General features: G+C 41.2%; 24 protein-coding genes. All 24 read right to left on the bottom strand.

Annotation, left to right across the window (positions count from 1 at the left end; translation table 11 throughout):
- Window positions 1–10 precede the first annotated feature (10 nt).
- The 24 genes from AC6I3O_RS03150 to AC6I3O_RS03035 all read right to left on the bottom strand — a co-directional run bounded on the left by AC6I3O_RS03150 (window position 11) and on the right by AC6I3O_RS03035 (window position 22,069).
- Complete coding sequence (locus tag AC6I3O_RS03150; protein ID WP_497849679.1) at window positions 11–1,417, bottom strand: hypothetical protein; 1,407 nt, start codon at window positions 1,415–1,417, stop codon at window positions 11–13.
- 13 nt (window positions 1,418–1,430) lie between these two features.
- Window positions 1,431–2,006, bottom strand: a complete 576-nt coding sequence (locus AC6I3O_RS03145) for a DapH/DapD/GlmU-related protein (protein WP_497849678.1) — start codon at window positions 2,004–2,006, stop codon at window positions 1,431–1,433.
- Window positions 2,000–3,010 (bottom strand): WaaS/CpsH family glycosyltransferase, encoded by a 1,011-nt coding sequence (locus AC6I3O_RS03140; protein ID WP_497849677.1) that lies wholly within the window; start codon window positions 3,008–3,010, stop codon window positions 2,000–2,002. The genes AC6I3O_RS03145 and AC6I3O_RS03140 overlap by 7 nt, the downstream gene beginning before the upstream one ends.
- A 38-nt stretch (window positions 3,011–3,048) precedes the next feature.
- The gene (locus tag AC6I3O_RS03135) at window positions 3,049–3,735 is read right to left on the bottom strand and encodes a sugar transferase (protein WP_497849676.1); all 687 of its coding nucleotides are present in this window, start codon (window positions 3,733–3,735) and stop codon (window positions 3,049–3,051) included.
- Between the two features lie 31 nt (window positions 3,736–3,766).
- Window positions 3,767–4,972: a DegT/DnrJ/EryC1/StrS family aminotransferase gene (locus AC6I3O_RS03130; protein WP_497849675.1), complete on the bottom strand. Its 1,206-nt coding sequence runs from the start codon at window positions 4,970–4,972 to the stop codon at window positions 3,767–3,769.
- Window positions 4,973–5,028: 56 nt separating this feature from the next.
- A complete protein-coding gene (gene loaP, locus AC6I3O_RS03125) occupies window positions 5,029–5,535 on the bottom strand; it encodes an antiterminator LoaP (RefSeq protein WP_497849674.1) in 507 nt (168 codons plus the stop codon).
- Window positions 5,536–5,916: 381 nt separating this feature from the next.
- Window positions 5,917–7,782, bottom strand: coding sequence for a polysaccharide biosynthesis protein (locus AC6I3O_RS03120; protein ID WP_497849673.1), 1,866 nt, complete (start codon window positions 7,780–7,782; stop codon window positions 5,917–5,919).
- Window positions 7,775–7,903 (bottom strand): hypothetical protein, encoded by a 129-nt coding sequence (locus AC6I3O_RS03115; protein ID WP_491870028.1) that lies wholly within the window; start codon window positions 7,901–7,903, stop codon window positions 7,775–7,777. Before AC6I3O_RS03115 ends, AC6I3O_RS03120 begins: the two co-directional genes overlap by 8 nt.
- Complete coding sequence (locus AC6I3O_RS03110) at window positions 7,900–9,357, bottom strand: LCP family protein (protein ID WP_497849672.1); 1,458 nt, start codon at window positions 9,355–9,357, stop codon at window positions 7,900–7,902. The genes AC6I3O_RS03115 and AC6I3O_RS03110 overlap by 4 nt, the downstream gene beginning before the upstream one ends.
- Before the next feature lie 85 nt (window positions 9,358–9,442).
- Window positions 9,443–10,111, bottom strand: coding sequence for an immunoglobulin-like domain-containing protein (locus tag AC6I3O_RS03105; protein WP_497849671.1), 669 nt, complete (start codon window positions 10,109–10,111; stop codon window positions 9,443–9,445).
- A 12-nt stretch (window positions 10,112–10,123) separates the two neighbouring features.
- Window positions 10,124–10,831: a CpsD/CapB family tyrosine-protein kinase gene (locus AC6I3O_RS03100; protein ID WP_497849670.1), complete on the bottom strand. Its 708-nt coding sequence runs from the start codon at window positions 10,829–10,831 to the stop codon at window positions 10,124–10,126.
- Between the two features lie 15 nt (window positions 10,832–10,846).
- Entirely contained in the window at window positions 10,847–11,629 is a 783-nt protein-coding gene (locus AC6I3O_RS03095; protein WP_497849669.1) for a YveK family protein, read from the bottom strand.
- A complete protein-coding gene (locus AC6I3O_RS03090; RefSeq protein ID WP_497849668.1) occupies window positions 11,616–12,353 on the bottom strand; it encodes a CpsB/CapC family capsule biosynthesis tyrosine phosphatase in 738 nt (245 codons plus the stop codon). Before AC6I3O_RS03090 ends, AC6I3O_RS03095 begins: the two co-directional genes overlap by 14 nt.
- A 376-nt stretch (window positions 12,354–12,729) precedes the next feature.
- A complete protein-coding gene (locus AC6I3O_RS03085; RefSeq protein WP_497849667.1) occupies window positions 12,730–13,293 on the bottom strand; it encodes an HD domain-containing protein in 564 nt (187 codons plus the stop codon).
- 153 nt (window positions 13,294–13,446) lie between these two features.
- Entirely contained in the window at window positions 13,447–13,704 is a 258-nt protein-coding gene (locus tag AC6I3O_RS03080) for a hypothetical protein (RefSeq protein ID WP_497849666.1), read from the bottom strand.
- A 711-nt stretch (window positions 13,705–14,415) separates the two neighbouring features.
- Window positions 14,416–15,501: a M24 family metallopeptidase gene (locus AC6I3O_RS03075; RefSeq protein WP_497849665.1), complete on the bottom strand. Its 1,086-nt coding sequence runs from the start codon at window positions 15,499–15,501 to the stop codon at window positions 14,416–14,418.
- Window positions 15,502–15,651: 150 nt separating this feature from the next.
- Entirely contained in the window at window positions 15,652–15,816 is a 165-nt protein-coding gene (locus tag AC6I3O_RS03070) for a FeoB-associated Cys-rich membrane protein (RefSeq protein ID WP_497853411.1), read from the bottom strand.
- Between the two features lie 175 nt (window positions 15,817–15,991).
- Window positions 15,992–18,145: a ferrous iron transport protein B gene (gene feoB, locus AC6I3O_RS03065; protein WP_497849664.1), complete on the bottom strand. Its 2,154-nt coding sequence runs from the start codon at window positions 18,143–18,145 to the stop codon at window positions 15,992–15,994.
- Between the two features lie 73 nt (window positions 18,146–18,218).
- Window positions 18,219–18,443: a FeoA family protein gene (locus AC6I3O_RS03060; protein WP_497849663.1), complete on the bottom strand. Its 225-nt coding sequence runs from the start codon at window positions 18,441–18,443 to the stop codon at window positions 18,219–18,221.
- Window positions 18,444–18,498: 55 nt separating this feature from the next.
- Window positions 18,499–18,708, bottom strand: a complete 210-nt coding sequence (locus AC6I3O_RS03055) for a FeoA family protein (protein WP_497849662.1) — start codon at window positions 18,706–18,708, stop codon at window positions 18,499–18,501.
- A gap of 14 nt (window positions 18,709–18,722) precedes the next feature.
- On the bottom strand, window positions 18,723–18,965 hold the full coding sequence (locus tag AC6I3O_RS03050) for a Fur family transcriptional regulator (RefSeq protein WP_497849661.1): 243 nt from the start codon (window positions 18,963–18,965) through the stop codon (window positions 18,723–18,725).
- 151 nt (window positions 18,966–19,116) lie between these two features.
- Entirely contained in the window at window positions 19,117–19,593 is a 477-nt protein-coding gene (gene cptIN / locus AC6I3O_RS03045; protein ID WP_497849660.1) for a type III toxin-antitoxin system CptIN family toxin, read from the bottom strand.
- A gap of 510 nt (window positions 19,594–20,103) precedes the next feature.
- A complete protein-coding gene (locus AC6I3O_RS03040) occupies window positions 20,104–21,822 on the bottom strand; it encodes an IS66 family transposase (protein WP_304523303.1) in 1,719 nt (572 codons plus the stop codon).
- A complete protein-coding gene (locus AC6I3O_RS03035) occupies window positions 21,809–22,069 on the bottom strand; it encodes a hypothetical protein (RefSeq protein WP_305085201.1) in 261 nt (86 codons plus the stop codon). The genes AC6I3O_RS03040 and AC6I3O_RS03035 overlap by 14 nt, the downstream gene beginning before the upstream one ends.
- Window positions 22,070–22,340: the final 271 nt, after the last annotated feature.

Here is a 22,340-nt window from a genome sequence, read left to right as displayed (position 1 = left end):
CAATTTCTGTTTAAATGATGCTATCTATAAATTTTCTATAATTTTCTTTCCAGCACTCAGCCCATAACATTTCATTCTCGAAATATTTACAATTATATGGATTATTTATTTTTTTTACTAAATCTTCTCCTGTATTGAATGTCTCAAATGGATGTTCTGGTAAATAAGTATGCGTATATTTCGTATTGCTTACTATAATCCTATTCACTATTCCGATTGCTTCAAATAGGACAGTGGACACTTCTCCAATTATAATTGAGGTATTGGCTAAAGTTGTATATATATCTATGTTTTTATCTAATTCAATAGAATAGCCGCCTTCATTTATTATTTTTATAGCTTTTATCATTTCCCCCGGATGTGGTCTAAATTTTGTATGATAATCTTTTATATTTTTCCGTAAAAATGCAGCCAATGAAATATAATCCCTTGTATTTTCACCAACTCCAATAATTAAAATATTTCTATTCTTCTTTGACACTTGACTTATTTTTTTAATACAATACTCGTGATAAGGATTTCCAATAGATACTTTTTTTATGGGACAATTCATTTGGCTGTTCCACCACTCACCATATGTTAATATAAAGTCTGGAATCCCTGCTTTTACTTGTGCCTTATTGACTAACACATCAGCATAATTATACATAATATTATTTTTTGTAATATATCCATGTTGCAGTTCAACGCTAATTATACCTCTTCTCCTAAGCATACGATTTGTAAAATAGTAATGTGGAAAACCCGATCCTACTGCAATAACAACTTTTGTATCTTTTGTTAGCTTCTTATTCAACCATATAGATTGATATCTCATTGAAACAATTAATTTTGATATATAGATTGCAATATACTCAAATTCTTTATTTTGTATTCTAATATCAAATAGCAATTTTACTCTTTTGCAAAAGAGCATTAGCATTTCACAAACTTTTACATAATCCTTTTTGTAATAAAATCTACTCCTAATTTCACCTTCCACTCTCCCAATCGCATCAAAATAAACATCAGCATTTACCCTAGGAAACGGCCACTCCCAATCCAATGGAGCTTGTTCAATTACTAAAGATTGTTCCGGATATTCCTCATAGAAATGATCTACATATCTATTATAGTACTTATTGTTTATAAGAGTCTTTCTATTTGTTGCTAATAAAAAAATAGATTTAGCATTAAACATTTCCTTATGAGAAAAATTATATTTAGCAGTCTTAAAAATATAATTTATCATTTTTGTGTTTACTCTTCTCATTCTTTCAGGAGATTCATAGTCCAGCAATTTCCCACCAATAATATCATGTAATAAATACCATCTACTAATCATCCAAATAGGGACTCCATCATATGTCTTGTAATCTAATAAATGAGTATCATTTTCTACTTCAAATATGGCTGATGCCAAATTCTTCTCTTCCATACCATTTTTCTTTCTACAAACGAATCCATTTTTTTTCATCAAAATCGTATCTTTTTACTAATCTATTATTTCCTACAACAATATAACTAGCCGGGATTTTAGAATTAATAACAGAGTTCGCACCTACAACAGCCCCATCACCAATATTGCTTCCTGCTAAAATAACAGCGTTTTGTCCTATCCACACATTATTTCCTATTACTACGTTGTTGTATTCTAAGTTTCTTTCATTTGGAGCTTCATTTGGGCTGCTTTGAATAACCCCTTTATAACTTCCATGATTCGTGTCACTGATAAATACATTAGATGCGATTAAAACATCGTTTCCAATTTTTACACTTTGTAAAGCTACAATATGTGTATTATCTCCAAATTGACAATTATCTCCTATAAACAAAGTTCTTTTTGTCCCTTCTAAATCAAACCTACAACCATATCCCACCGTCAACCCTTTTGCCCCTTCAATTGATTTGATACCACGCATATAGATGGGACGTCGTAATAAACGGCACTGTGGAAGTGTCAATTTTGTTAAAACCAACGAATAAACATTTTTTATAATTTCACAAAATGAATATTGTTTTAACATTCCCCAACCCCCAATACATCCAAACACCATCTACCAAGGGAATAGTACTCGTATTTATCTTTCTCCAATTCCTTATACACCGCCTTAAAAAAATTAAAATCTAGTACCGGATGAGTTCTGTCAATAATCATAATATTATTTTGATTATATAAATCATATTCCGTCACATCCTTATTTGTAGTAATTAGTTTCTTCTTCATCCCTATCATTTCTAACGTTCTCATCGTAAGTCCACTTTGTGCGGGATGCTGAATATCTACTACGACTTTAGATTTGTTTATAATGTCAACTATATCCTTTGATAATACTTTCTCAAATTTAAAATCTTGGATTGATGTATGCCTAAATTCACTTTTTATGATTCTATAGAAGTAGTAAATAAATCTACTTTGTAAATATGGATAAAAATATACTTTTAATGAATTGTATTCTGCCTGCTTGATAATTTTCTTTAATATCTTATATCTATCTGAATGTATGGTTCCAACAAAAGAAATATCATATTCAAAATTAACGATATTATTATCTTTTTTTCTATATTCATCACAAAAAAATAATGGCCTTAATATAAGGCCATGTTTCTTTGCATCTTTTCGGTCAAAAGTAGTTATAAGGTCAAAATATTTAAACTTTTTGCTTATACCCTTCAAATTTTCCACAGAGTCCCACATATGAAGGCAGAATTTTGCTTGCCTCATCTTTTTTCTATACATACTCAGTATATCCTCTGTCGGCATTTCACAATCTATAAATAATACATAATCATATACATTATCTACGACCTCTGATAAAATATTAAAATAGTACTTTTCAGTTCTTTTTTTAAAAAACTGAGAAGATATTTTTAATAACGCCCTATCCCGCGTTGATTTTATAGACATTTCATTATATAAATCAACTTTTGCACCAAGTTCTTCCATTTTTCCTTTAATTTTATTTTCATAATTAAAAAAATATTGACAGAATAACAATATCTTTTTATTTTCAAGCATACGATATTTCATATATTAGCACACCTCTGATATTTTTCCGATAATTACAATTATTTTATTACTGCAGCCGTGGTCTTTATCATTATCAAAATATCTCCTAAAAAGCTAAACCTACGAATACTTTCGAGATTATATTTCATTTTTTCTGGAAGTATATCTTCCATATAAACTTCATCTATATTATCCGCTTTATTTAATAATACCGCTTCATTTTTATACTTTATACTTGCTTCACTCGTAATTCCTGCTGGAAGCAAAAGTGTTGCTATCATTTCATTCGTGTATTGACTTACATATTTTACTGCTTCAGGACGTGTACCTACAAAACTCATATTTCCTAAAAGCACATCAAAAATCTGAGGAAATTCATCTATCCTAAAGCGTCTTAACTTAGCTCCTACCTGAGTTATTCGACTATCTTCTACCATTGTAACCGTAGGACCAATTTTTTCGGCATTACTTACCATGGTCCTAAATTTGTGAATTTTAAACTTCTTACCGTATGCTGTAACCCTTTCTTGTCTGTAGAACACCGGCCCTTTAGAATCTTTTTTTATCATTATTGCTACTATTAACATTGGAATGGCCAGTACAATAATCAACATTAATGCTACGACAACATCAAAAACTCTTTTTATATAAAGGCTGAGTTTTCTCTTTTTCAAAATTTCATAATAGACTCTTACCTCGTCACATTTCATGAATTCAGGCAAATTATTCCAGTCTTTAAAAATCATTTCACTTCACCATATTCTTAGGTTTATTTGTTTAAGAAATATATTCTCTAACAATTTTGCTAAAGTTTTCAATTATATAGTCTATCATCTCATCTGTTAGACATGTATGTAACGGAAGCGTAATTTCATTAGCAAATTTTTCATATGCATTTGGATAATCTTCGATGTTAAATCCCATATTCTTATACGCTGTCATCATTGGAAGCGGCTTATAATGAACGTTACACGCAATATCCGCTTTAGCCATCTTGACAATAATATCATTTCTCTGCTCCAAGTTAATTCCTGGCACTCTTGTTATATATAGATGTCCGGAACTTTGCCATTCATCTGTAAAATGCGAAAGCGTTTCCACACCTAACGGTCTAAAAGCAGCATCGTATTTCTCTATAATGTTCTTTCTTCTCCTCAGAATTTGAGGATATCTTTTTAGCTGTGCCAAACCAATTCCTGCCATAATATCAGTCATATTGCACTTATACCATGGACCTACAATATCATACTCCCATGCTCCTGGTTTCGTCTTGGATAAAGCATCTTTAGATTGACCGTGCAGTGAATAAAGCTGCACCTGGTGGTAAATCTCTTCATCGTCAATCCCCGGAATTGTTTTCCATGTAAGGGCTCCGCCTTCTGCGGTTGTTAGGTTTTTCACGGCATGGAAACTAAAACTAGAAAAATCCGCTATAGAGCCAGCCATTTTTCCATGCCAAGATGCGCCAAATGAATGGGCGCTATCTGCGCATACAACAATTCTGCCCAATTTTTTTTGTATCCTATTAGCCGGTCTGAAAAGGTATTTTTTCCTCTCTATAATCTCAAATATCCGCTCATAATCACAAGGCACACCACCCAAATCAACGGGAATAACCACTTTTGTATTCTCATTAATCAATGTTTCAAATGCTTTATAATCCATTTGAAAATTTTCTTTTTGTATATCCACAAAAACAAGTTTTGCTCCAACATGGCAAACTACTGAGGAACTGGCAGTATACGTATATGCTGGCACCAAGACTTCGTCGCCCGGGCCTATTCCCATAATCCTAAGTGCCATCTCTCCACAGGCTGTCTGCGAATTAAGGCATACTACCTTATTTACCCCTATATACTCTGCAACTTTTTTTTCAAACTCTTTTGTTTTAGGGCCGGTAGTAATCCATCCTGACTTAATGGCATTCAATGCACCCTCCACTTCTAGTTCTGTCATATCTGGAGGTGAAAATGATATTTTCATTTATTTACCCTTTCTTAATGTCCTATAGTTTTTTGCTTCTTATCTTATTTTCATTCTCAAACTTTCGCCACAATCTCCACCCCCACCTGCACCATTTGTACTCTCCCAAACATAGGAACTTCCAACCAAGCCTTCCTCTTATGCCTGTCAATCTTCCTAATCATCCCTTCCATACCTACCAACGGTCCCGAAGTAATCCTCACACAAGACTGCTCAATCACGCCTTCCGACATTTCTACAACTTGCTTTTCTCCACCAATCCCCTGCATAAATGCAATCTCTTCTTCCCTGAGCGGAACAATTTCCCGTCCGGTTCCAATCAGCTTCGTAAGCCCAACAACTCCATGAAGTTGATCATATAGCCTTTCCAGTTTTTCCGAAACCATAAAAACGTACCCAGGAAACAGGACTTTTTCCAAAGTAGTCCATCTTCCACGGATACGTTTCGATTCTTCATAATAAGGGATAAAGCAACGCTCCAGCGCTTCTCCGGACATGTGTTTCTCACACTGTATCCGAATGCTCTCTTCTGTACCTGTGCGCACCTGCACAACATACCACATGGCAATTCTCCTATTCTATTATCGACGACGCCCAATGGCATTGCCGTTATCCCTTGCCTTATTTACATACAATTAGATATGACTAGATTTCGATTCAATCTAACCATATCTAATCATACCTAAATTCTAATTTTAATTTTCTATTACCTAATTATTCTTTGAAATCTGCCATATGAAGCTGCATATTCGCACATTCTCATTTTCAGGCAAAATAAAAACTGCCCCTCAAAGACATCTTCTTGCTTCTACTCCTAAAAAAGGGTATGCTTCGCCATTCTGTCTTTCTTGGGCAGATTTTAACTTCAATCATAACATCCCAACTTTCCAAACGCGGCAAGGCGACGATTTGAAACTTTAAGATTTTGTATATTAGATAATAACTTACTTTTTAAAATGATAAGTGGGCACAATCTCCGCCACAATCTCTTTAATTCTGGCTGAATCCTGTCTGCTAACCTTATCAAGCAGCTTTAACTTTTCTTCAAACCACTCGTCATCCATCTCTATAGGATGCCCGATATGAATCATCTCATTCGCCGTATCCTGAAGCCCTTCTTCATCCATAAGCAACTCCTCATACAGCTTTTCGCCGGGTCTTAAACCGGTATATACAATCGGTATATCGATATCAGGCTCATACCCCGACAACCGTATCAGGTTTCTCGCCATGTCGTCGATTCTGACCGGATCTCCCATATCCAGCACGAAGATTTCTCCGCCTTCTGCATAGTAGGATGCCTGAAGCACTAAGGCTACCGCTTCCGGAATTGTCATAAAGTACCGAATAATATCTTTATCTGTGACAGTCACAGGACCGCCTTCTGCAATCTGTTTCTTGAAAAGCGGTATAACGCTTCCATTACTCCCTAACACATTGCCAAATCGCACTGCTACGAAATCCGTATCCGTCTTACGGTTCATCATCTGCACAACCATCTCACACAGACGCTTGGATGCTCCCATAATATTCGTAGGATTCACAGCCTTATCCGTAGAAATCAGGACAAACTTCTTCACTCCTGTTTTTGCAGCCGCCATTGCGGTCTTATACGTACCTAATACATTGTTCTTGATCGCCTCATTCGGACTGTCTTCCATCAATGGAACATGCTTATGCGCCGCCGCATGATATACAATATCTGGCTTATAGGTATGCATGACTTGATTGATACGGTTACTGTTACGTACCGACCCAATCAGTACCTCCAAATCAAGCTGAGGATACGTCCTCCTTAACTCTTGCTGGATCTCATATGCATTATTCTCATAAATATCAAATATAATCAACTGCTTCGGCTTAGCCTTGGCAATCTGTCTGCACAGTTCGCTTCCAATAGAGCCTCCTCCTCCGGTGACAAGAACTTTCCGTCCCCGGATTGCCCGGAATATCTCGTCATTATTTACTCTGACTTGGGCTCTTCCCAACAGGTCCGCAATATCTACATCCCTGAGCTTGCTGACGCTGACTTCACCGTTCACAAGCTGATAGACTCCTGGAACCGTCTGAAGTCTGCATTTTGTCTCTTTACATATATTCAAAATCTCTTTCTGGTTCTTTCCGGTTGTCGCCGGAATCGCATAAATAATATGATTAATCTTATATCTGTCAACCATAGTCAAAATATCATCGCGGTTCCCAACGATCGGTATTCCTTCTAAGACTCTTCCTATTTTATTTGGATTATCGTCAATCACACAACATACTTTCGTGTGTAATCTTCTGCTGTTAACCAATTCTCTGATCAAAGTCTGTCCTGCAGCGCCGCCGCCTATCACCATAATACGGTTCTGCTCTTCTTCTTCCGTACCTTCCCGGTTTCCAAAATATGTCTGAAACATCCGGTAGGAAAAACGCAGAGCGGTTGTCATGCAAAAGCTGATAATGAAGCCCATGAAATAGTATGCTTTCGGCATTCTGAGCTGCATAAACATAATGCCAAGACCGTATACCGGTAATAGCACGATGTAAGCGGCAATACTCATCTGTAGTTCCGAAATGCTCGCCAGCCTCCAAATGCTGTGATAAAGCCGGAACGCATAAAATACTACAATTGTCGATGCAATCCAGAATGGCATGGACCACAGGTATCCGCTCCGGTATGCCTCCGGAATAGATGAAAAAGAAAAGTCGAACCTAAGGATCAGCGCCGCGCCATAGGATATCACAACAAAAAGCGCATCCAGAAATGCCACCAGAATCGCCTGATGAACCCAGGGCACTCCTCTACCTTCCCATATCTTATTCATATCTGCTTCTCAACCTGTTACCAATCATCTTATTATTTCTTACAACAAAGATTACGACACCGACCAGGATTACGATACCTGCAGCAATAATAGCCCTCTGCGGATCAATTACATTCATCATCCTTCGTTCTCCCCCTCTACTTTTTTCATCCTTCTTGAAATATCTGAAACAACCGCTTCATCCGGCCACATTACATATAATAACTGTGAGCCTGATGAAAAACATGCCTGCTTGTCTCCACTTCCTGTTGCTGCCGTGGTCTCAATCTCCCATGCGGCACGTTCTGAGAGCTGCATATTAATAAACTTAGCCATCTCATCCCGTGTCATATTCGTCTCCACACAATCGGCAACATTATTCAATATATCATTTGCCTGGAAAAGAATATCCGGAAACATAATCCTCTCTAAAATTGCCTTTAGTATCGCTTCCTGATTCTTTCCACGCTGATTATCACCATCCTGAAAGCTATGGCGTTCTCTTGCAAATACAAGCGCCTGCTCACCGTTCAGATGATTCATCCCCTTTTCAAAGCTGTAACCGCCTGCTTCAAATGCATACTCAGATTCCACGTTCACTCCTCCAAGCGCATCCACAATCATTATCAGTGAAGTGAAGTTCACTCTTGCAAAATATGATATGTCGATGTCATAGATATTCTCCAGAGTCGCCATAGATCTGTCCACACCGTAAATTCCGGCATGAGTCAATTTATCCCTCGCCTCTCCGGATATTCCCGGGATCTGTACATAATAATCTCTCGGCGTTGTTGTCAGAAGAATCTTCTTTGTACTTGGATTCACCGTCATAATAATATTGACATCGCTCCGGCTGTTCTTTGTAATGGAACCAGCCACATCAATTCCACTGATATATATGTTAAACGATTTCTCGATATCTGTCTCTTCTATCTCAATGTCTGTCTCAATTCCATATTGATACAGAACCCTCACCTGATCCGAGTATCCTTCCACAGCCTCCTCGATTACACTTCCATAAGCTTCATTATAGATCGCTGCCTCTATTCGGCCTGCAAGGAGCGCTTCTGCCTCGTCTATAATGGTTTCCGTTTCTATCAGCTTAATCTCTCTGCCGACTTTAGCTTCAATATCTTCCACCATCAATGTATTGTTATCTTGATCCAGTGTTGTCTGGTATCCAAAACGATAGTTTTTTGCATCCTCTAGTTTCTCTGCCGGATCGTCATTCTTGACTACAACAACCATATTGTCAGTCTTATACGTCGCCCCTCCGACGTCTCTAAGTACCGCGTCCGCCTTTGCCAGATAGATAATCCCTATTCCAAAAATCAAATTCACAAATACACTGAGAATAACACCCGCGATATTGCCTTTCCTGCCTGCAAACTGATATCCAAACGCCTCTCCAAGCAATATAAAGAGTACTCCAAGCAACGCAAGCAGTACAATCACAGTCAATAACAAGAACTCTCCTGGTATCATGCCGCTCTTCCACAGAATCGCGGCAAATCCTACCGATATGATCAACTGCAGCAATAAAATCATCTTACCGATTATACTGTTTCTCTTCCTCCTGGTGAGGTAATACCCCATATATGTCCCCTCTATCTGACCGATATGCTATCTGTTTACGGCCTCCGATTCTGTCATAAATAACTATGACAAACAATCGCTTATTCTACTCAACTGTCAACGTAAATATATGCGGTTCGGATGCATTTCCGTCACTGTCAGTAACATAATAACGGATCTCGTAGCTTCCTTCAGTTTTAGTATTATATATTCCATCCGCATGTATATTCTGATATAATGTATTAATATCATCTTTATCGTCTACAGCCCCCTGCACAACACTCAACGGGTCAAAATCATCCCCAACCTTGATTGTCATCTGATTTGTTGTGAGAGCCATAACCGGTTTGGGACCATCTGGTTCCAATGGCGTTGGCGGAACATCACCGTTCTCACCTTCTACTCCAACTACTCCTGATGTCTCTTCCGCTTCTGGATCTTCCTGCGTCGCACTTCTGTATGTCACTCTTCTTCTTGCGGTTCCAATATTCTTATGTTCATCCATAACTCCATAATATACGATGGCCGAGTCATCGCCCGTAAGTACAATCTTACTTACAAATACCTTTCCCGTAAGATCTCCATCCACTTTATCCATCGCAGACACGCCTTCCATCAGAGCCTCATAACCATCGCCCTCTGTATAGGTAATGTCTCTTTCTTCAATCTTAATCTCCGGTGGCTTATTGTCCTGCCGCAGATATATAAATGCTGCTATCACTGTCAGAACCGCACATGCCGCGGCCATTATAAGCGCTAATCCCCGATGCTTCATCCCTCAAACCCTCTATTCATCATCTTTCTTGTAATATTCTCCGTAATATGCACCGTAGTACTTACCGTAATATTTGCCGTAATACTTATTCTGCTTCATATTCACCTTGTTAAGCACCACACCCAGAATCGGGCAGCCAGATTTCTCTAACTGGTCCTTTACGCCTCTTGCAAACTTATAACTAATCGTGTTTGCTGCAATTACCAGTATTGATGCATCGCAGAACTTAGCAATAATCGCACTGTCAATAACGCTTCCTACCGGCGGGGCGTCAATAATCACATAATCATACGCCTTCTTCGCGCCTTCAATAAACGCCTCAAACCGACGGTTGCCCAACAACTCTGCCGGATTCGGCGGTACAACTCCCGCGAGCACACAGAACAGGCCGTTCGCCTGTGTCTTAGCAATCACATCCTTCGCATCAGCCTGCCCGGACAGGAAATGGCTAAGCCCCTTAAGCTGCCCCTTAATCTGATGACGTCCCACCAACACAGACTTTCTCAAGTCCGCATCCACAAAAAGTACATTCTTATCCCCCTCCGCAAGCGACATTGCAAGAGACAGCGACACCGTACTCTTTCCTTCGTTCGGCGTACAGGAAGAAAAAACGATTACCTTCTTATCCGCACCGGAAAATTCTACATTCGTTCGGAGAGTCTTATATGCTTCATTACTTCGATAGTCTTTTTCAATATTTTTTAATATTACTTCCTGCATTTCATTCTCTCCTCTTTATTTCTTCATATTCCGCAACAGCTTCTTGGCGGTCTTGCCTCGTACCTTCTTAGACTTTTTCGCTTTTTCTGCCCCTTCCTGCATCGGAATAGACGTAAGTACATTCAATCCTAAATATTGTTCTACATCATCCGGAGTCTTAACAGTATCATCCAAGACAAATATCAATACAATAATACCAATTGAAATGATTAATCCCAGGATACCCCCGATGAGTACATTCTTCATTACACTTGGCGAAGACGGAGCCGTAGCCAGATTCCCTTCCTGTACGGTATTAACAGCTTCCGCATCCATAATCTCCGTAATCTGAACTCCCACCGCATCCCTGACTGCATCGGCAATCTCCTTCGCAACTCTTGGATCCTCATTCTTTACGCTGATGTTCAGAACACGGGTGTCCGTCTCCGTCTCAACGCTGATCATCTCCGCCAGCCGTTCTACTTCTATGTCAAGGTTCAGTACTGAGATTACCTGTTCCAACACAGGACGGCTCTTAATCAGCACCATATAGTCCTTGGTAAGCTGTGTGCCCGTCTGCAAATCTGTGTAGGTAACACTGGAGTTGTTATCTTGCTTCGTCAATACATACATCTGTGTCGTCGATGTGTAGAGCGGCGTAATAAAAAGTTTCGTCCCTACAAACGCCAGCAACGCCATCAAAATTCCCGACAGTAATATGATATGCACCTCAGACCACAACACCATTAACAACTCGGTCAAATCTATTGTAATCTCGTCATTATCAAATTCCGGATTCGTCATCTTATCGTAACTCATTCTTCTGTAACTTCTTCAGCATCGTCTTTGCATTGCTAAAGAATATCCTCCTCATATATTCTTCACCGTATTTCTTTTTCACATAACCTGCCGCTTTCTTCATCCGGGGAGCGCGGCGCCTGCTGCTATGCGCATCGGTTCCAACACAAAAAAGCAATTCTGAATCCATCAGATATTTCACAAACTTCTTGACTTCCCTTCCGTTTTCACCGATAATGCTGTCTGCATTCACCTGCAGACGAATCCCCATCTCACATAACTGTTCTGCCAGTTCAGGTTCTTTTACAATACAGTTGTATCTCTCTACATGGGCAAGTATCACTTCATAGCCGCTTAGCTGTAACTGTTGAAGACTCTGCCGTATATATGCATAAGTATCGGAAGGTGAAAATTCCACAAGCACATAGTCTCTGCCGTTCATAGTCAAAATCTGCTTGTCCTGCAGTTTATCCACTACGTCCTGACCGAAAAAGATCTCCGTCCCCAGATAAATGCGAAAATGCTCGTCAATCTCATGAGCCGCATCTCTCAACAGCTTTGCCTGTCTTCGTAACACCTTTGGATTCTCTTTGCCACGCCTTGGGTGATGATGCGGAGTAGCAATAATACAGCGTATCCCTTCCTCATATGCGATTCTTAACATTTGTTTCGTCTCGTCGATATCTTTCGCGCCGTCGTCCACTCCCGGCAATATATGACAATGCATGTCAATATAGCCTTCCATATCTTCACACCTTTCTTGTTCACATGGCCTGTATTTAATAATACCCTCTCCATGTGGTTTTGTCAACCGCTTTGCGCCAATGCAACTGCCTTGAGCCTTGCCATTTTTTTGTTTTTAATTCACTAATTTCCAATCTGCTGCATTAACCCAGCATACATCCCTCCCCGTAAGATCTATCACTATGGAGCTATAAAAATCTTCGTAACTTCCATCTATCCGTACCCAAAGGGCATCCCGTAATTCATGCCCCTGCGGGGCGGGCGGACTTCGTCCATTAAGGTATAATTTCCGGCAAGCTACCAATTACTTCTTAATTATATGCTATATAGCATACAAAACCCAATCCGTCTCCCGCACTCTTTATACTTGTTGCTCCCTATAGGCCAAGTATGTCAGCGATCGCACCCATCTCTTCCAGTGCAACATCAATCAAGTCATCCAGGCTTAATCCGGTAAACTCTATAGACTCCATGTAATCCCGGTTAGCCCCTGCCGCAAAACGCAGTTCATTGAACCGCTTCATAACTGACTTATGCTTTACGCTTGCAATCTTCTTATCAGGGTAGATCTGTGCAACGGCTTTCACAAATCCACTCATCGGATCTGCCGCAAGGATCGCATACTGTAAGGTTGTCTTTGCTTTCACACCGCTCTTAGGATTGTGTGCACAGATTGCGTCAAACAATACCTTGTCTTCAATTCCTTCCTTTTTAAGTATCTCCACAGATGTAGGACCATGTACTCCCATATCATGCTGCCAGTCACATTGTTCTTCATCCAGATCATGAAGCAAACCGACGATTCCCCAATATTCAACGTCCTCCGGTGCAAGGCGTTTTGCTAGCCCTTTCATAATCGCCTCCACAGCATAAGAATGTGTAATATAGTTCTCTCCCTTCATGTATCTCATCAAGATATCATGTGCCTGCTCCCTGTTCATTGCAGCTCCTCCTTTATCTGATTCATCTTTCATCTGTATGTATACATTATTTATTAGTCTTTCGTTCAAAATTATAATCTCTTTATCACCAAAGGTCAACCCATAAAAACCGTGTTTATGATATCTTTATGATATCCTTATCGTCTTCTTAACTTATGCTGCCTTTCTACCATATAATCGTCCTAACATCTGTGCTTCTCTAACATCAATTTTCCGAAAAATGGAAGAATAGTCTATCTCATTCACTTTCTCCATCGCAACTCCCACCTTATGCAGTATCAACACAAGATATCCGGTCATAATATCATCAATACGCCCACTCTCCGCAATCGCGCAGAGTTCCTCATTCGACTTCTCATACATATTCACCATTAACCCTACGTATTCATTCTCCGTCTTCCCACGATTCATTCTATCACTCCTATTCTAAATTCTCCTTCTGCCACTCCTCCTGCCATAGAGCTGCGGCAAATAACGGCTGCCATAAAGCTACAACCATATAATTACAACCATAGAGCTACGGCAATATCGTCAGCAATATAGTTACAACAATATAGTTACAACAATATAATTACAGCAATATGGACTTCTATGCCATGATAGCAGGACGATACCTAACTAATAAATTACATCTGAAAATTTTGTCCGAACCGAACAGATTACCCTTGAAATTCATAGACAGCCCTAAAGAACCCTTGCTTTGTTCCCGAAACGGCTAAATCTCTAAAAATTATAATGACTGGTAAAACACTCTTCACCCAACTGATTTCCTCACATCCCTATTTTATCAGATATTTCCCACAAAATGCAAGCCTTTGATGCAAAAAAACGCCATAATCCATCGACATGATTCGACATACCTATACCTCAATGGACGAAGTCCACCCGCCCCGTAGGGGCATGTATTACGGGATGCCCTTTGGGTATACCTTACTGGACGAAGTCCACCCGCCCCGTAGGGGCATGCATTACGGGATGCCCCTTGGGGGACCTGCGACCCATGCACCGCCTCAGCAGCATATTTCATCTGTACGGGTCTGCGCATAAAACAGGCAGGATAATCAATTCCTATCCTGCCTGCATCTTTATCCTATATCGAGAATTACTGCGCTTAAAACCTCTTTACTCCTCTGGTACTACGATCAGATCCTTCGTATAATGGTTCAATACCTCGCATCCATCCTCCGTGATAATCACGAGATCTTCGATACGCACGCCGATTCCTTCCTCTGCCAGATAGATTCCCGGCTCTACGGAAAAGCACTGTCCTACCTGGATAATATCTTCATTGACTGAAGATACATCGCCGAACTCATGATCCTCCAGACCGATAGAATGTCCGGTCCTGTGTGTGAAATACTGTCCATATCCCTTCTCTTCGATATAATTCCTTGCCGCAAGGTCAACATCACACATCCGGTTGCCTGGCTTAGCAGCCTCAATTCCACGCCTGTTCGCCTCTACGACAATGTCATAGATCTCTCTCGCCCGGTCAGACACTTCCCCGATAAATACGGTTCTTGTCATATCGGAAGCATAATTATCCTTGAACGCACCGATATCAAGAATCACACAATCGCCGCGCTTTCCCTTGGAGTCGTCCGTTACATGATGCGGGTCTGCCGCTCCCTTCGCATACGCCGTGATTGGGTCGAAAGATACATCCTCACACCCAAGCTCTTTGTAAATCTCGCGAATCTTAGCATTCAGTTCCTTCTCCGTCAACCCCTTAGATACCCACGGAATCAGCTTCTCCATAGCGATATCGTTAAGTCTTGAAGACTCGCGCATCAACTCCTTCTCCTTTTCATCCTTCACCATACGGATATAGTCGATAATCGGAGAGCCGTTCACGAACTTGCTTCCCCCGCCTAATTCCTGAAGACGCAGAAGGAATCTTGCCGGCCAAGTCTTGTCGATTCCCATCACCTTGTCCTTCTCCACAAATCTGCTCAAAATCTCCACACCGTCTTCGATATCATCATACCATACCAACTCTACTCCCAAATCCTTCTCCTGCGGGAACAATTTGTTGATTACCAGCTTATGATTACCGCCGACATTCAGATATAACGCCAGAAGCCTCTCGCCTGGTGCAATCCATTTGCCCGTAAGATAGAAAATCGCTACCGGATCCGATATAATCATCTGCGGGATTTCATGCTCTTCCATTGATTTTAATACTCTTGCCACTTTGTTCTGATCCATTGTCTTCCCCAACCTTTCGTTGATATATTTTTATTTATATAACAGGCTTTTGCAGCTCCTAATTATATACAAAGAAACTGTCCGGATTTGCAGCCTGCAGCTGTCAATCCTGACAGTTTCATTATAGTATTTCCTCTATGAAAAGTCAATTCATTCGCGTCTGTCCATGCCCGGATTTTTACCCGGACATGTCCCGCTGCAGCCGCTGCAGCCACATCCGCAGCCACCCCCTGCTTTCTTCCTTTTCCAGATGTTTCTCACAGCCAATGCTGCAATTCCTAAGACTACCGCTCCCACTGCAGCCGTTGATATCATGCTGCTTGCCGCTAGCGCCATATGCATCCCTTCTTTCCTCGATTAATCCCTCAATAACCACTTACTTCCATCCATCAGGTATGCTTACTTTTTCATTTCCTTCCTTATTATAATACACTATACCATCCGTCCGGACAGGAATATCCCTCCTGTCCTTGCAAACACCAGAAATTGATTATGCTTTCGCACCTCTGGCAGCCACGCTTGAAAGATCCACACTAAGCGTCGTTGTTTCCCTGTGCGGCCGAAACAGCAGATACAGGAATCCTGCCAACACCAGTACTGCCGCGGCCGTACCGACTCCAAAACCACCGCCTGCTAAAAGTGTCCCAAACTGATAGATGCACAGAGACACCCCGTAGGCAAATGCACACTGATAACCGATTGCAAACCAAGTCCATTTCGCATTATTCATCTCCCGCTTAATCGCCCCGATTGCCGCAAAGCAAGGCGCGCACAGAAGGTTGAACACAAGGAAGGAATATGCCGCGATTCCGGTCATGCTCGATGCAAGCGTTCCCCAAATCTCACTTCCGTCTTCCGCAACTTCAGCAAAGCCAAAAAGAATCCCGAAAGTCCCGACCACATTTTCCTTGGCCACCAGTCCCGTGACGGCCGCAACCGCAGCCTGCCAGTCGCCCCATCCAAGAGGAATAAAGATCCACGCGAACATCCTGCCAATCCCTGCAAGAAACCCGTCGCTCAAATCTTCTGTCATGCCGAACTTACCGTCTACGATACCGAAGCTGGATGTGAACCAGATAAAAATGGTTGACAGAAGAATCACCGTGCCAGCCTTTTTAATAAAGGACCAGCCCCGCTCCCACATGCTCCTAAGCACATTCCCCACAGTCGGCATATGGTACGCCGGAAGTTCCATGACAAACGGCGCCGGATCTCCTGCAAACATCTTCGTCTTTTTTAATATAATACCGGAACAGATAATCGCTGCGATTCCAACAAAATAAGCGCTGGGAGCCACCCAGGAAGCCCCGTCAAACAGCGCGCCTGCAATCAAAGCGATAATCGGTAATTTAGCCCCACACGGGATAAATGTCGTCGTTATGATCGTCATCTTCCGGTCACGGTCATTTTCAATCGTCCGGGACGCCATGATTCCCGGGACGCCGCACCCTGTACCAATCAGCATAGGGATAAATGATTTGCCGGACAGCCCGAATTTACGGAAAATCCGATCCATGATAAACGCAATCCTCGCCATATATCCGCACGCTTCCAAAAACGCAAGGAAAATGAACAATACCAACATCTGCGGCACGAACCCCAGCACCGCCCCCACGCCGGCTACGATACCGTCAAGAATCAGGCCGCTCAGCCAGTCTGCACAGTTGATACTTACAAGGAAATTCTCAATCGCCGGCGGAATAATCTCCCCGAACAGTACATCATTCGTCCAGTCAGTCGCAATAGTTCCTACCGTCGTGACTGAAACATAGTAGACGATCCACATTACAGCCGCAAAGATGGGCAGGGCAAGCCATCGATTTGTAACGATTCTATCAATTTTATCCGAAATTGTCAACTTCCCTTTCTCTGCCTTTTTCAGGCATTTCTCCGTCACAGACCCTATATATTGGTAGCGCTCATTTGTGATGATGCTTTCCGCATCGTCATCCAGTTCCTCCTCTGCCCGGGCAATAATTTCCGATACGTCAGGCGCTTTGGGTATCTGCTCCTTGATCTTTTCATCCCTTTCAAATAATTTTACCGCATAGAACCTCTCCTGCCCTGTTGGCACATCTGTCAGCATCGACTCGATTTCCTTGAGGTACTTTTCTACCTCCGGGGCAAATTCATGAACTACGGAAGGCTCCTTCCGCTCCTGTGCAGCCTTCACAGCCTTCTGTGCAGCCTCCTTAATTCCCTCTCCCTTCAATGCGGAAATGGCTACAAGTTCACAGCCTAGTTTCTCTGCCAACTGCCGTAAGTCGATCTGGTCGCCCGATTTTTCCACCACGTCCATCATGTTGACCGCCATAACCATCGGAATCCCAAGCTCCATCAACTGCGTACTCAGATAAAGATTTCGTTCCAGATTCGTTCCGTCCACGATATTCAGGATTGCATCCGGCCGCTCTGTGATCAGATAGTTCCTGGCGACCACTTCCTCCAATGTATAAGGCGATAAAGAATAGATGCCCGGAAGATCCATGATCGTAACATCTTTATTGTCCTTTAACTTTCCTTCTTTCTTCTCAACCGTTACACCCGGCCAATTCCCTACGAACTGGTTCGAGCCTGTGAGCGCATTAAATAATGTGGTCTTTCCGCTGTTCGGATTTCCTGCAAGTGCGATTTTCACTCTCATTTTCCTGCCTCCTAGTTGTTATTTCCTACTGTTTCTCCTTACTCTTGCATGCTATATTTTCTCCAATTACTCTTTATGATTGCACTTCTATCATCTGTGCGTCCGCCTTCCTAAGCGAAAGCTCGTACCCTCTGACCGTCACCTCAACCGGGTCGCCAAGGGGCGCAACTTTCCTGACATAGACTGGAGTACCTTTTGTTATGCCCATGTCCATAATTCTCCGCTTCGTCGCTCCCTCTCCGTGCAACTTTTTGACCACAACATTCTGGCCACACTTTACATCCCTTAATGTAAACATCCTTATACACCTTCCTTCACAATTTGACGCTGCCCTTCTTTGACACTAGGGCAATTCATACTATAATCTTATTCGCGATTCCCTTGCTTACCGCAACCCGAGAATCTTTCACCTGGACAATCACATTCCCACTGTTGCTTGATACGATCTTCACTTTCTCTCCCACGGTAAAACCCAGATTCTCAAGAAACCGTTTCGCCTCGTCCCTTCCGCCAATCCGTTTAATCGCAGCGCCTTCTCCAGAACTCAACATCGTCAGCGGCATAACATATCCCTCCTTCACAGGTACACGACCATTTCCTTATGTATCAATCCCATATCTTCTAATAGCTGCACCATCCGATAGACAGTTGCCATGCCTACCTTCTGGTCTTTTTCCCTTGCGGCAAAATAAATCTCCTTACAGGAAGAGTACTCATTTTCCAGAATTATCTGAATCAGCAGTCTCCTTTGCGGTGTGATCCTATATCCATTTTCCTTCAACTGCCGGATTACGGCTGCAGCTTTCTCTTCCTTGCTCATATTTTACCTCGTTATTAATGATACTGATTATCATTTACAATGGTATTGTATTCCAAATGATATTGATTGTCAATAACATTATTGATATTTTTTTCTCAATAAGGGGTGGGAGTATTTTCTTGAAAAAGTGTGAAATGTAATAGAGAGTTGCCTATGGCAACTCTCCTTCCATTTTACTTTGTATATAATCTATATCTGGAAAAACAAAATGAATCCCTCTTCTATGCATAGCTAACACTTCCCGTAGTTTAACAGTCAGTTCCCTATTTAGCTTACTATGTATAATAATTGGCTTATTTTCAATCGTATGTATATGGTCAAAATACTTCTTTATAATCGGAAATGCATTTTGAATTAAAAAGGCATTGTCCTTTCCCGCAAATTTTCCTATGACGATTGTATTACATTTTCCATATTTTTTTATTTTCTTATCCATAATAATTTTATATTTTTCCACTTGCGAACTAATTGGAATCATCCAATACAATTCTTCATTTTTGTTATCTTGAATCGCCAAAAAATGCGGTCGGTAATTGCCGTTTTCTTTATTTCCCATCAAATATTTGTCCTGCACAAAATCAAAGAATTCATCCTTGATATGATAAGAATACCCCGGTTTTATTTCCATTATTTCTCCTAAAAAATCCCCATCAAAAATGACGGGGACTTATAAACAAACTATACTACTTATATCCCACCTGTATAGCAAGTGGCAAACATTTACATACCGAATCATTTTTACCCCACATCATCGGCAAGTGGCATAACTACCTGCTATGTTTCTTGTACCCCGTCGCATAGCCAACGGCAAACATTTACCTTTATTCATACCTTAATGGACGAAGTCCACCCGCCCCGCAAGGGGCATGCATTACGGTGTGCCCTTGGGTATACCTTAATGGACGAAGTCCACCCGCCCCGCAAGGGGCATGCATTACGGTGTGCCCTTGGGTATACCTTAATGGACGAAGTCCACCCGCCCCATAAGGGCATGAATTACGGGACGCTCTCTAGATATAGTATAGCATAATTGCAAGAAATTACAATAACTTTTTATACTTTTGTTCGTTTGAAAACCTCTTAAGTTACATTTCACACCCACGCCATCTGTATAATAAAAAAGGTTGCTGCTTTGGCGTTAAGCTTTAGCAACAACCTTTTCCTGTTTTATTTTGGGCGGGCGTTTCCGTTCATATATTTCTGATATCTTCTGATATACATCTACATTTTGTGAGCGTAACAAATAGACTATGCTTAAGCCATTACAAATATCGTTTAAACTTTCTTGGCTCCGCAGAGTAATTGCCTGCTTCTGTTTTCGTTTATAGACTCTTGCCAATCTTTCACATAGGGAATTATTGGCTGGAACCCGTTTGTCATGCAGGAACAATAATTCGCTTTCTTTATATTCCCTTAACCGGAGAAATAGATTATACCCTTCCCTATAATACTCCGTCGGCGGCTCATCCTGATATTCTTTCTCCGCCTTGTTCAGGATTTCGTCATACCTTTTCTCGAATCCCTCAACAATTATCGGATCAAGTTCTTTCTCCCCCAACCCATTTCGGTAATGCAGCATCTCCTGGAACAATCCGTGCATCTCCTTGTTCCATTCCAGCTGCGGCTCATTCTGCTCGCTGCCGATCAGATAGCGGCAGTCATGCTGGGTACACTCCTGATGTTTTGTTCCATAATGGTAAAATGTCTTGTCATGGTCATGCAAGACAATCCCAACATAATTCTCCAGCGGCGTTCCTTCTATTCCTTTATGCCCTTTTTTCTCCCTGCCTATATAAAGTGCCACATCTGCAATCGGGGATGCAAGTATAAGGACCTGCGCACTGTGCCCATTTACAGATGCGTTTGTAAAATCTGCATTCATGACCGGAGACTGCATTAGTTTCTTTATAATCTCTTTTTTCTCTTCCGCTGTTTTCGCTGAAAATTCCCTGGTAAGACCATTGATCATGCCGTCGGACAGTTCGATCTCGCCTTTTGTCAATTCTGAGATTAGCTTTCTTATTTTTCCATGGGATACGTTGCATTCATTGCTCAGGAGAAAGGCAAGTGCCTTCACCGTCCCGTCATAGTTCACTTCATTGATATATCCTTCTGGAAATGGAGCATGTACACGGGCTCCGGTTCTTTTGTCACGGTATTCCTTTGTCGTATATTCCATGACCGCTACAGACATCTGGATGACCACTTTCTGTTTCCGAATGATTTTTCCCGTCTCATAATAATTCTCTTTATCCAGGTATTTTGCAGGTGCAGGGATTTCATGTGTCTCTGTTACGGCATGGAGCTTCCTGCGGTGTCCGGCATGGCCTGGCTGTCCGCCCGGTTTCCGGTCAGTTTTTACCCGGCTGTTCGGGATTTTTTTCCTGCCGGGTTTCTGCTGGGAAGAGGGGATGGATGAATTCTCAAAATCCATATTGACCTGCGCAGTCAGTTTTTGGTTCAGGCCTTTTTCTTCCTCCAGTTCAGCCCCTACCCTGTAGAATTCCTGTCTTATATCACGGCATTTATCTAATGCTTCATCTCTCTGGCGAACAACTTCCAGATTCTCTTTTTTGAGCTTTGCAATGAGACGGTCTTTCCTGTCAAGTTCTTTTTGGCATTCGTGGTAAAGATCATCATTTGCTTCCATCCATTGATTACGGACAGACCGGATCTCCTTACGTGCCTGTGCTAATTCTTGTTTTAATTCCCGGATATTTTTTTCAAGTTTCCGAATAATACTCTTATATTCTTCTTCTAATTTTTGGTATCTCTCGCCGGATTTAAATTCGGCGATCTGCTGTGCCAGTGATTTCACTTTGTACTGTAATGCACTTGTATATTCAAATGGATTCATCTGTAATCTCCTTTGATGAATTAGGGCGGGAATCTAATACCTGTGCCATCGTTCTGCTTAATTCTATTGTCTCTTCCAGTTGTAATGTCAGCATGGAAATATATTCTTCTTTCTGTTCAAGAAGCTCTTCCGAAGTCCGAATACATTTTTCCTGGATTCGGATTACATTTTCTGCTTCTTTAAGAGCATTCTCCAATTTAGAAATCTGTAATTCATATTTTTTTATAAGTGATGTTTCTTTACTCATTGCTGCCTCCGCACTTGTAATAAAAAAAGTATAGCAGAAACCTGGAAAAAAAGCGAATGAATGAAATCTGGCATTCGTCATTTTGCCAGGGATAAATTGTTGATTTTTCAAGACAAATGGATATTAAACCACGCAGAAAGAGATGTGAGAAGGGGGGTTTAAGACGAAAAACAGAAAAGAGGAAATGTTATCCACAAGAAATATCTGAGGACAAAATGTTAATAACATTTTGTCCTCAAATGTATCATTTACTGTGGATAAAATTTTTTTT

The sequence above is a fragment of the Sporofaciens sp. St.21A7 genome (assembly GCF_059728535.1).
The sequence above is the reverse complement of the archived record's forward strand: the minus strand, read 5'-3'. Positions and strand labels throughout refer to the sequence as shown.